We start from the raw sequence: 11393 nt of genomic DNA on the forward strand, positions 1-11393 counted from the left end.
CACGCGCCGAGCGCTCCGGCCGACGCCCGGGGGAGCCCCTCGCGAGGCGATAAGCTCGTCAACCGCTGCCGTCCGTCCGGACGGCCGTATCCTGCGCCCCGCGCGCCCGTCAGAACCAGGACACCCTCGTGGTCATCGATCCGAACGAACCGTACGTCCAAGCCGCCCCCTCCGTGGTCGCCGGCCTGGACTATTGGCGCGAGCTCGAGATCAAGCAGCAGCCGCAGTGGCCCGACGCCGACGCGGTGAAGGCGGCGTCCGCCGAGGTCGCGGGGCTGCCTCCGCTGGTCTTCGCGGGCGAGGTCGACCAGCTGCGCGAGCGCCTCGGCAACGCGGCCCGCGGAGAGGCGTTCCTCCTGCAGGGCGGCGACTGCGCCGAGACCTTCGCCGGCGCCACCGCCGACCAGATCCGCAACCGCGTCAAGACGGTGCTGCAGATGGCGGTCGTCCTCACCTACGGCGCGAGCATGCCCGTCATCAAGATGGGGCGCATGGCCGGCCAGTTCGCCAAGCCGCGCTCGAGCGATCTCGAGACGCGCGGCGACGTGACCCTGCCCGCGTACCGCGGCGACATCGTGAACGGCTACGAGTTCACTCCGGAGTCGCGCACCGCCGACCCGCGCCGCATCGTGCAGGGCTACCACACGGCCGCGTCGACGCTGAACCTGATCCGCGCGTTCACCCAGGGCGGCTTCGCCGATCTGCGCCTCGTGCACTACTGGAACAAGGGCTTCACCGAGAACCCGCAGAACCAGCGCTACGAGCAGCTCGCCCGCGAGATCGACCGCGCGGTGAAGTTCATGGTCGCGTGCGGCGCCGACTTCGAGGGGATGAAGCGCACCGAGTTCTACACCGGCCACGAGGGCCTGCTCATGGACTACGAGCGCCCCATGACGCGGATCGACTCGCGCACCGGCACGCCCTACAACACGTCGAGCCACTTCATCTGGATCGGCGAGCGGACCCGCGAGCTCGACGGCGCGCACGTCGACTTCCTGTCGCGCGTCCGCAACCCGATCGGCGTGAAGCTCGGCCCCTCGACGACACCCGAGACGATGCTCGAGCTGATCGAGAAGCTCGACCCGGACCGCGAGCCCGGCCGCCTCACCTTCATCACGCGGATGGGCGCGGGGAAGATCCGCGACGCCCTCCCGCCGCTGCTCGAGGCGGTCAAGCGGAGCGACGCACTGCCGCTCTGGGTCACCGACCCGATGCACGGCAACGGCCTCACGACGCCCACCGGCTACAAGACCCGTCGTTTCGACGACGTCGTCGACGAGGTCAAGGGCTTCTTCGAGGCGCACCGCGCCGTGGGAACGCACCCCGGCGGCATCCACGTCGAGCTCACCGGCGACGACGTCACCGAGTGCCTCGGCGGCTCCGAGCAGATCGACGAGGCCGACCTCGCCACCCGCTACGAGTCGGTCTGCGACCCGCGCCTCAACCACATGCAGTCGCTGGAGCTCGCGTTCCTCGTCGCGGAGGAGCTGCGGCAGCGCTGAGCGCTGCCGTAGCGCCTCCGCGACGAGGGTGCCATTCGGTGAGGGGGGCGCGAGCGCTCCCCTCACCGCGGTCGGCTCCCAGCGTGGTTGCGTCCCGGAGAGCGTCCCGCGTTCGGCTAGGGCGAATCGCGGTCACGCGATTCACCCGTTCGCCTGAGACGGGGTCGGCTGGTCGGGCGGCGGCGTGTCCGAACGTTGTGGCGTCCGACGCTGGACGTCCGGCCCGCGTGACGCTCGCTGCCGGCCTGCCGGTCGAGTGAACCCGCGGGGTTCAGGAGGAGGGGACCGCAGCCCTCGCCTTCCGGGGACGGTGGATCTCGATACGCCCTCTGCGAGGGCTACTCGATCAGCAGGGGTGGCGCGCCGGCGAAGCGCCCGGGACTGGGCGCCCGTCATGTCGCTGCCGGCCTGCTGGTCGAGTAGCCCCGCAGGGGCGTATCGAGACCCCACCCCCTCAGCAGGACGGTCATCAGCCTCAGCCCTCTGAGGGGCGGGATCTCGTTACGCCCGCTCCACGGGCTACTCGATCAGCAGGGATGGTGCGATGGGACCTGCGGCGTTTGCGGTGACCCGCCGGCCTGCTGGTCGAGTAGCCCCGCAGGGGCGTATCGAGACCCCACCCCCTCAGCAGGAGGGTCATCAGCCTCAGCCCCCTGAGGGGCGGGATCTCGATACGCCCGCTCCCCGGACTACTCGATCAGCAGGGGTGGTGCGCCGGAGAAGTGCCCGGGACTGGGCGCCCGTCACGTCGCTGCCTGCATGCTGGTCGAGTAGCCCCGCAGGGGCGTATCGAGACCCCACCCCGTCCGCAGGAGGGTCATCACCCTCAGCCTTCTGAGGAGCGGGATCTCGATACGCCCGCTCTGCGGACTACTCGATCAGCAGGGGTGGTGCGCCGGCGAAGCGCCCGGGACTGGGCGCCCGTCACGTCGCTGCATGCCTGCCTGCTGGTCGAGTAGCCCCGCAGGGGCGTATCGAGACCCCACCCCGTCCGCAGGAGGGTCATCAGCCTCAGCCCTCTGAGGGTCGGAATCTCGATACGCCCGCTCCATGGGCTACTCGATCAGCAGGGATGGCGCAGCGGCGAATCGCCCGGGACTGGGCACCCGTCACGTCGCTGCATGCCTGCCTGCTGGTCGAGTAGCCCCGGAGGGGCGTATCGAGACCCCACCCCCTCAGCAGGAGGGTCATCAGCCTCAGCCTTCTGAGGGTCGGGATCTCGATACGCCCGCTCCACGGGCTACTCGATCAGCAGCTGGGGCGTATCGCGATCGAGCTGTCAGCGGCGCACCTGCAGACCACCCGCCCTCTCCGAGGCGAACGGGTGAATCGCGTGCCAGCGATTCGCCCTAGCCGAACGCAACACGCTCTGCGGATCGCGACCACTTCGGAGCGCTGACTGCGGCGGAGGCGGCGCCCGCGCCGGCTCCGCGTGGAAGCACTGCCGAACGGGTGAATCGCGTGCCAGCGATTCGCTCTAGCCGAAGGCGACACGCTCTCTGGAGCGCAACCACCTCGCCCGCCGACTGCGGTGGAGAGGGCGCTCGCGCTCTCTCCACAAGACGATTCGGACTCAGATCGTGATGGTGATCGAGAGCTGGACGCTGGTGCCGCGCTGGACGGGCGCGCCGGCCGCGTACGACTGCGCGGTCACCTTCGTGGCCGCGTCGGGCACCGCGTCGATCAGCGAGCTCGACAGGAGGTAGCTCCACGTCAGGTCGACGGCGTCGAGGGCCGCCTTCGCCTGGTCGCGGGTCATGCCGACGACGTTGGGGACGGCGACGGGCTCCGGTCCCTTCGACACGACGACCGAGATGGTGTCGCCGGTGGTCGCCGGCGCCTCCGGGTTCGCCTGCGTCAGCACGACGCCGGCGGGGACGGTGTCGCTCCAGTCCTCGCCGCTGCTGTCGATGGCCAGTCCCGCCTTCTCGGCGGCGTCGGTCGCCTCCTCGAGCGACAGGCCGACGACGTCGGGGATCGAGCCGAGGCTGACGACTATCGCGATGGTGCTGGTCTCGGACATGGTGGCGGGCAGGGCCGAGCCGTCGGGCAGCGACGCCGAGATGACCACTCCGGCCGCCACGTCGGCGTCGAAGATCTTCGTCACCTCGCCCGGGGTGAACGAGCCGTTCGTGATGGCGGCCGTCGCCTCGTCCTGCGAGAGGCCGGCGAGGGCGGGCACCTCGAGCTGCCGCGGCCCGCTCGAGACGGTGAGCGTGATGACCGATCCCTTGTGCACGCCCTGGCCGCCGGGCGGATCCGAGCTCATCACGAGACCCGCGGGCACGGTGAGGTCCGGCATCTGCTGAGGGGAGACCTCGAAGCCCTGCGCCTGCAGCTCCGCCGTGGCCTCGTCCTGCGACTTGCTGACGACGTCCGGGATCGACACGATCGCGCCCGGTCCCTCGCCGAACCACCAGGCGGTTCCTCCGCCGAGGAGCGCCAGGAGCAGGACGACGACGGTCAGGAGGACCCCGCGGCGGCGGCGCACGCGGCGCCGAGCGGCGAGCCGGGCGACGGCGTCCTCGTCGGCGGCCTCCTCGACCGGCTCGTCGAGCACGGTCGTCTGACCGGGGGTGGCCGGATCGAAGATCGCGGCGGTCGCGGGGCCGGGGTCCGCCGGCAGCGGGGTGAGGGCCTGGGTGTCGCCTCGCCTGTCGGTCGGAGTGATGCCCATCAGCCGCTCGGCCTCGAGCAGCTGCGAGAGCATGACGCCCGCGTCGCGGGGGCGCATGTCCGGGTCGCGCTCCGTCGCCCACAGCACGAGCTCGTCGAGGGAGGTGGGGACCGAGGGGACCTTGGCGCTCGGGTAGGGCACGGAGTCGTTCGCGTGCTGGTACGCGATCTGCATCGGCTGCTCGCCCGTGAAGGGCTGCTCGCCGGTGAGCATCTCGTAGATCATGATGCCGATGGCGTAGATGTCGCTGCGGGTGTCGGCGGTGCCGCGGGTGACCAGCTCGGGGGAGAGGTAGGCGATGGTCCCGAGCAGCGCCTGACCCGAGGCGGTGTTGGCGGAGGCCGCGCGCGCGAGGCCGAAGTCGCCGATCTTGATGCGGCCGTCGTCCGCGAGCAGGACGTTCTCGGGCTTGAGGTCGCGGTGGAGGATCCCCGCCCGGTGCGCCGCCGCGAGCCCCGACAGCACGGAGTGCATGATGTCGACCACCTGCTGGGCCGTCAGCCGCCCGCGCTCCTTGAGCAGGTCGCGCAGGGTGAGACCCGGCAGGTACTCCATGACGAGGTACGCCATGTCCGAGTCCTGGCCCTGATCGAAGACGCTGACCACGTTGGGGTGCGCCAGACGTGCGGCCGAGCGCGCCTCCTGGACGAAGCGGTTCTTGAAGACCTGGTCGTCCGAGAGGTGCCCGTGCATGATCTTGATCGCGACCCGGCGGTCGAGGCGCTGGTCGTTCGCGAGGTAGACCGTCGCCATGCCGCCGCGGGCGATCTTCGAGCGCACCTCGTAGCGGCCGTCGACGAGACGGCCGAGGAGGGGATCGAGCTGGCTGGTGGTCACGCGACGAGTCTAGGCAAGAGCGTTCGGCGAACCCGTGAGCAACGCGGGGGAGCGGCCTCTCCGGCGGCCGGGTGAGCTTGGAAGGCCCCTGGGAGCGTGGCACTCTTGACGGGTGACCGACTCGTCCGCTTCCGCAGCCCCCTCGCCCGATTCCGACACCGAGTGGCTGACGATCCCCGATCTCGTCGAGCTGACCGGGTTGAACGTGAGCCGGGTCCGCCGGCTGCTCGACGAGCGGCATCTGATCGCCACCCGCCGCGACGGGGTCCTCAAGGTGCCGTCCCTGTTCCTCCGCGACGGCGAGCCCATGAGCGAGATCCGGGGAACGGCGATCCTTCTCGGCGACTCGGGCTTCTCCGACGACGAAGCCGTCCGGTGGATGCTGTCGACGGAGGAGAGCCTCGGCACGAGCCCCGTCCTCGCCCTCCGCGCCGGCCGCAAGGCCGAGGTGCGCCGGGTCGCGCAGGCGCTGGCCTGATCAGCGCCGGCTGACGAGACGCACCCGGGTCCGATCAGGCCGCGCGGACGCTGACGCGCTCGGCGAGCTCGCGCAGCTCGGCCACGCCCTCCTCGCGCAGCGGAGCACCGGGCAGCACGTCGAGCGCGCTGTCGACCTCGCGGCGGATGCGCTCCTCGAGCAGGTCGAGCGCTCCGCTCGCCGAGACGATCTCCTGGGCGCGGGCGATGTCGGACGCCGAGGCGTCGGTGCGACCCACGACGGCGTCGAGCTCGGCCCGCTCCGCCTCCGATGCCGCCGCCCTGGCGAGCCCGAGCAGCACGGTGCGCTTGCCCTCGCGGAGGTCGTCGCCGGCCGGCTTGCCGGTCACGGCCGGATCGCCGAAGACTCCGAGCACGTCGTCGCGGAGCTGGAAGGCGATGCCGAGCGGCAGGCCGAAGCGCCGGAGGGCGTCGAGCTGCGCGTCGTCCCCTCCGCCGAGGGAGCCGCCGATGGCGAGGGGGGCCTCGATGCTGTACTTCGCGCTCTTGTAGACGACGACCCGCTCCGCCCGGGCGAGGTGCTCGTGCTCGGGGTGCCCGACCCAGGCGTTCTCCTCGAGGATGTCGAGGTACTGGCCGAGGGTCACCTCGGTGCGCATCAGGTTGAACTCGGCTCGCGCTCGCGCGGCGCTCGCGCGGTCCTCGAGCGACCACTCGGCGTCGGCGAAGATCTCGTCCGACCAGACCAGCAGCAGATCGCCGAGCAGGATCGCGGAGGAGCGGCCGAACTCGTCGGCGGAGCCCGTCCAGCCGCCGGCTCCGTGCAGCGCGGCGAAGCGGCGGTGGGCCGCCGGGGCCCCTCGGCGGGTGTCGGAGTTGTCGATCACGTCGTCGTGGACGAGGGCGGCGGCGTGGAAGAGCTCGAGGCTCGCGCCCACCCGGGCGATCGGGTCGGAGCCGCTCGGATGCTGCTCGCTGGGGACGGCCGAGACAGCGGTCCAGCCCGCCTCGCAGAAGCGCGCCCGGAACCGCTTCCCCCCGCTGAGAAAGTCCCGCGAAAGGTCGCCGAGGGCCCGGACGTCCTCTCCGAGGGAGCGCAGAATTGGCGTGCGCCCGGCGAGGAAGTCTTCGATTCGGAACTGGACGCGATCGACCAGACGAGTGCTGTGGTTCACCCGACCAGCCTATGCACGACCGGGCGTCGCCCGAGCGGCGTCTAGCGCCCGTGCAGAGCCCCGGTCTACACTGAAGCGCTACCCGCGCGGTCGTGATCAGTTTCCGCACACCCGCCGACGCACTCCCGCCGACGCCACACCCTGAGAGGGTAACGATGCCGCTTTCGGAACACGAGCAACGGCTCCTCGACGAGATGGAGCGCAACCTCTATCAGAACGACGCCGATTTCGTGGCAGCGGTCAGCAAGGGGCGCGGCGGTACCAACTACCGGGCGCTCGTGCTCGGCATCCTCCTCGCGATCGTGGGCCTCGCGGTCCTCGTGACCGGAGTCGCGATCCGCCAGCCCCTGGTGGGCGTCGGGGGCTTCGCCCTCATGCTCGCGGGTGTCGTCGTCGCCATGCGCCCCGCCGCCGGCGGCTCCGCCGAGTCGGGACTGCCGACCGCCGGACGCACGGCCAAGCCGCGACCGTCGAGCGGTCGCCAGGGCTCGGGTTTCATGGACCGCCTCAACGAGCGGTGGGACAACCGCGGGGACGGCCGCAGCTAGCCCCACTCCGTACCACCCACAGGGTCGATCCTCACGGATCGGCCCTTTTTTCGTGCCCGGATCCTCCCTGGGCGGCTTCTCCTCCTCCACTCCGCTCCACCGCTGGAGTCCCGCGGAATCTCGCGGATGACGGGGCACTCTTCGGCGCGCCGCGGCGCGCGCCGGGGTTGTGGGTGGGGGGAAGTGGAGTACTGTGGAGGACACACCATCCTTGGCCGGAAGAAGTGGGGGGCAGCCAGTGTTCCTCGGCACCTATTCCCCCAAGCTCGACGAGAAGGGCCGCGTGATCCTCCCCGCTAAGTTCCGCGACGAGCTCTCCTCCGGAGTCGTCGTCACGCGCGGGCAGGAGCGGTGCCTCTACGTGTTCAGCCAGAGCGAGTTCGAGGTGATGCACGAGAAGATCCGCCAGGCGCCCGTCACCAGCAAGCAGGCTCGCGACTTCCTCCGCGTCTTCCTCTCCGGCGCCAGCGCCGAGACTCCCGACAAGCAGAACCGCGTCACGCTTCCGGCCCCGCTGCGCGCCTACGCGGGTCTCGACCGCGACCTCACCGTCATCGGTGCGGGCAACCGCGCCGAGATCTGGGCGCAGGGCGCCTGGGAGACCTACCTGCAGGAGCAGGAGTCCGTGTTCTCCGACACCCAGGAGGAGGTGATCCCCGGCCTGTTCTAGCTCCTGCCGCGCGACTCCCAGCCACTCGGCGCCCGGACGCACCTTCCCCGGTGTCCGGTCGTGAGCTGGATGGGGATCGGGCGGCAGGAACGGGACGACGGGACCACCATGACCGAAGACTCCGAGAAGCCCGAACGCTCCCAGAAGAAGGGCGTGCGCCCGACCGAGGAGCGCCACGTCCCGGTGCTGCTCGAGCGCTGCATCGAACTGCTCGCTCCGGCGCTCGAGCGCGACGGCGCCGTCCTCGTCGACGCGACTCTCGGCATGGGCGGGCACTCGCTCGCCCTGCTCGAGCGCTTCCCCCGGCTGCACCTCGTCGGGCTCGATCGTGACCCGGAGGCGCTCGAGCTCGCGGGGGAGCGGCTCGCGGCCCACTCGTCGCGGATCGACCTCGTGCACGCCGTCTACGACGAGCTGCCCGAGGTGCTCGACGGGCTCGGCATCGACGAGATCGACGGCGCTCTCTTCGACCTCGGCGTCTCGTCCCTCCAGCTCGACGAGACCGAGCGCGGCTTCTCCTACTCCAAGGACGCGCCGCTCGACATGCGGATGGACGCCACGGCGCCGCTCACGGCGGCGAGCATCCTCGCCGACTACGACGAGATCTCCCTCCGCCGCATCTTCCACGAGTACGGCGAGGAGCGCCTTGCCGCCCGGTACGCGAAGCGGATCGTCGAGGCGCGGAGCGCGGCTCCGATCGAGCGCTCTGGGCGGCTCGTCGAGATCATCCAGGCGGCGACCCCGGTCGCGATCCAGCGCAACGGGCACCCGGCCAAGCGGGTGTTCCAGGCTCTGCGCATCGAGGTCAACCAGGAGCTGTCGGTGCTGGAGCGCGCGATCCCCGCGGCGCTCGAGCGCATCGCCGTCGGCGGGCGGATCGTCGTCGAGGCCTACCAGTCCCTCGAAGACCGCATCGTCAAGCGCGCGCTGCACGCCGCCTCCTCGTCCACAGCGCCGGAGGGGCTCCCCATGGAGCTCCCCGAGCACCGACCCGAGTTCCGGCTCGTCATCCGCGGCGCAGAACTCGCGTCCGACGACGAGAAGGCACACAACCCCCGAGCAACACCCGTGCGCCTGCGCGCGGCCGAGAGGATCAGGAGGACCGCATGAGCGCCACCGCAGTCATCGAACCCGTCATCGACATCGAGCACGCCGCACGGCCGGCCCGGACCGGTGCTCCCGCCGAGCGGCCCCGCATCGAGGCCGTGCCCGACGCGGCCAAGACCCCGCGCCCGAAGCTCGTCTACGGGATCGTGGCCGTCGCCGGCCTCTTCGCGATCATCGTGGTCCAGCTCCTCGTGAGCGTCGGGCTCTCGCAGGGCGCGTACCAGATCTCGGCGCTGCAGACCGAGCAGAAGACGCTCACCCGCAGCAACGCCGAGAAGCAGGACGCGGTCGACACCCTCAGCTCGCCGCAGAACCTGGCCACGGCCGCGCAGGGGCTCGGGATGGTCGCGAACACCGCTCCCGTCTACCTCCGGCTGTCGGACGGCGCCGTGCTCGGCGACCCGACCTCGGCGGCCGCGAGCGAGGTCGGCACCACGGCCGCCTCGACGCTGGTGCCGAACGCGCTGATCGCGCCGGCGGCGTCCGTCGACGCGAGCGCGTCCTCCGCCGCCTCGGCGACCTCGGCCGTACCGTTGCAGGGCGAGCTCCCCGCTCCGATCACCCACTGACCACCGCCCGCTCGATCCGCCGCGACCCGGTCCGGCCACGACGAAGGACGGCGCCGCCGCCCGGAGGAAGAAGGACAGCTCCGCAGTGAGACACCACCGGTCAAGCAGGCGACGCACCGCCGTCACCTTCGTCATCATCATCGCGATCGTCGGCCTCTTCATCGGCAAGCTGGTCGACATCCAGATCGTCCGGGCGAACGAGCTGACCGACGAGGCGGCGCAGAACCAGTCGAACAGCGTCGTCACCTACGGCACGCGCGGCACGATCGTCGACCGCTCGGGGACCGTCCTCGCCGACACGACCACGCGCTACCGGCTCACGACGTCGCCGAAGAACGTGGCGCCGTTCCTCCGCGAGATGGCGGACGGCCAGGAGGTCGTCGTCAGCGTGGAGCAGGCCGCCTCGGAGATCGGCGCGATCACGGGCCAGACGGTCGAGCAGATCACGGCGGCCGTGAACGGTGCGCTGGCGCAGGACGCGAAGTCGAACTACCTGATCCTCTCGGAGGGCCTCGACCTCGAGGCGTACCAGAAGCTCATCGCGCTCGACATCCCGTGGACCTACTTCGAGACGCAGCAGGGCCGGACCTATCCCAACGGCGCGGTCGCGGGCAACCTCATCGGCTACGTCGGAGCGGACGGCGCCGCCCAGGAGGGCATCGAGTACGCGGACAACACCTGCCTGGCCGGCGCGAACGGCTCCGAGAGCTACGAGCGCAGCGCCGACTACGTCCGGATCCCCGGCAGCACCGTCTCCGAGACGCCCGCCGTCGACGGCGGACAGGTGCAGCTCACCATCGACGCCGATCTGCAGTACTACGCCCAGCAGGTGCTCTCGGCCCGCGTGGCCGAGGTCGGCGGCAGCTACGGGATCGTCGTCGTGCAGGAGGTCAAGACCGGCAAGCTGCTCACCGTCGCCGAGACGCCCACGGTCGACCCGAACAACGTCTCCGGCAGCGCGGCGGCCGACCGCGGCTCGCGCGCGTTCCAGAGCCCGTTCGAGCCCGGATCGACGTTCAAGCCGATGACCGCGGCCATGCTCATCGACCAGGGTCTCGCGACTCCCACCACTCAGGCGGTCATCCCCGACACGTTCGAGAAGGACGGCGCCTCCTTCAGCGACGACTTCGCGCACACTCCGACGAACTACACGCTGACGGGGATCCTCAAGGACTCGTCCAACGTCGGCATCGCGACGCTCGGCTCGAAGCTCTCGGCCGAGAAGCGCTACGACTACATGACGAAGTTCGGCCTCGGCACCGCCACCGCGGTCGACTTCCCCGGCGAGTCCGGCGGCCAGCTGGCCGACTACCAGGACTGGGACAACCAGACGAACTACACGACCATGTTCGGCCAGGGCGTCTCGGCCACGGCCATCCAGGTCGCCGGGATCTATCAGACGCTCGGCAACGGCGGCGTGCGCCTGCCCGCTCAGCTCGTGTCCGGCTGCACGATGGCCGACGGCTCCGTCGTCGACGTGCCCGACTCGACGGGGACGCAGGTCGTCTCCGCGTCCGCGGCGGAGGACGTCGTCGACATGCTGCAGACGCACTACAACGAGGGCTGGCTCGCCGACTACATCCACGTGGACGGCTACAACATCGCCACCAAGACGGGCACGGCGCAGCAGCCGGACGGCAACGGCGGCTACTCGTCGAGCTACACGGTCTCGCTCGCGGGTCTCGCGCCGGCGGAGGACCCGGAGTACGTCGTGACGGTCACCATCGCCGATCCGGTTAAGATGAACACGTCCCAGGCGACCGCCCCCGTGTTCCAGCAGGTCATGACGCAGGTGCTGAAGACGAACAGGGTGGAGCCGTCGACGGTGCCGCCGGTGGAGTACCCCACCACGTGGTGACCCCTCCGGACA

At 70.8% G+C, this 11393-nt stretch carries 9 protein-coding genes; 7 read left to right on the top strand and 2 right to left on the bottom strand.

All coding sequences use genetic code 11. From position 1 onward, the window contains the following. The first annotated feature begins 173 nt into the window (after positions 1-173). Complete coding sequence (locus GSU68_RS07720; protein WP_159910186.1) at positions 174-1502, top strand: 3-deoxy-7-phosphoheptulonate synthase class II; 1329 nt, start codon at positions 174-176, stop codon at positions 1500-1502. Between the two features lie 1573 nt (positions 1503-3075). Here GSU68_RS07720 and pknB read toward each other — a convergent pair. Beyond that, a complete protein-coding gene (gene pknB / locus GSU68_RS07725) occupies positions 3076-5016 on the bottom strand; it encodes a Stk1 family PASTA domain-containing Ser/Thr kinase (RefSeq protein ID WP_159907010.1) in 1941 nt (646 codons plus the stop codon). A 112-nt stretch (positions 5017-5128) separates the two neighbouring features. On the opposite strand from pknB, the gene GSU68_RS07730 reads away from it, so the two are divergent. Then, entirely contained in the window at positions 5129-5494 is a 366-nt protein-coding gene (locus tag GSU68_RS07730) for an Rv2175c family DNA-binding protein (protein WP_244259429.1), read from the top strand. Between the two features lie 34 nt (positions 5495-5528). Here the strand turns inward: GSU68_RS07730 and GSU68_RS07735 are convergent, their stop codons facing one another. After that, positions 5529-6629, bottom strand: a complete 1101-nt coding sequence (locus tag GSU68_RS07735) for a polyprenyl synthetase family protein (RefSeq protein ID WP_159907012.1) — start codon at positions 6627-6629, stop codon at positions 5529-5531. A gap of 155 nt (positions 6630-6784) precedes the next feature. Between GSU68_RS07735 and GSU68_RS07740 the strand changes: the two genes are divergently transcribed. The 5 genes from GSU68_RS07740 to GSU68_RS07760 all read left to right on the top strand — a co-directional run bounded on the left by GSU68_RS07740 (position 6785) and on the right by GSU68_RS07760 (position 11381). Continuing rightward, a complete protein-coding gene (locus tag GSU68_RS07740) occupies positions 6785-7177 on the top strand; it encodes a DUF3040 domain-containing protein (protein WP_159907014.1) in 393 nt (130 codons plus the stop codon). Positions 7178-7415: 238 nt separating this feature from the next. After that, positions 7416-7847 (top strand): division/cell wall cluster transcriptional repressor MraZ, encoded by a 432-nt coding sequence (mraZ, locus tag GSU68_RS07745; protein WP_056043126.1) that lies wholly within the window; start codon positions 7416-7418, stop codon positions 7845-7847. Positions 7848-7955: 108 nt separating this feature from the next. Further along, positions 7956-8957: a 16S rRNA (cytosine(1402)-N(4))-methyltransferase RsmH gene (gene rsmH, locus GSU68_RS07750; RefSeq protein ID WP_159907016.1), complete on the top strand. Its 1002-nt coding sequence runs from the start codon at positions 7956-7958 to the stop codon at positions 8955-8957. After that, positions 8954-9523 (top strand): hypothetical protein, encoded by a 570-nt coding sequence (locus tag GSU68_RS07755; RefSeq protein ID WP_159907018.1) that lies wholly within the window; start codon positions 8954-8956, stop codon positions 9521-9523. Before rsmH ends, GSU68_RS07755 begins: the two co-directional genes overlap by 4 nt. Positions 9524-9608: 85 nt before the next feature. Next, positions 9609-11381: a penicillin-binding protein 2 gene (locus GSU68_RS07760; protein ID WP_244259430.1), complete on the top strand. Its 1773-nt coding sequence runs from the start codon at positions 9609-9611 to the stop codon at positions 11379-11381. Positions 11382-11393: the final 12 nt, after the last annotated feature.

Origin of the sequence: Rathayibacter sp. VKM Ac-2759 (genome assembly GCF_009834225.1) — a bacterium.
Lineage (GTDB): Bacteria > Actinomycetota > Actinomycetes > Actinomycetales > Microbacteriaceae > Rathayibacter.

Bases quoted from the DNA above. Each gene is read 5' to 3' on its own strand.
- GSU68_RS07740 (WP_159907014.1), top strand. From the start codon at position 6,785: ATGCCGCTTTCGGAACACGAGCAACGGCTCCTCGACGAGATGGAGCGC.
- rsmH (WP_159907016.1), top strand. From the start codon at position 7,956: ATGACCGAAGACTCCGAGAAGCCCGAACGCTCCCAGAAGAAGGGCGTG.
- GSU68_RS07755 (WP_159907018.1), top strand. From the start codon at position 8,954: ATGAGCGCCACCGCAGTCATCGAACCCGTCATCGACATCGAGCACGCC.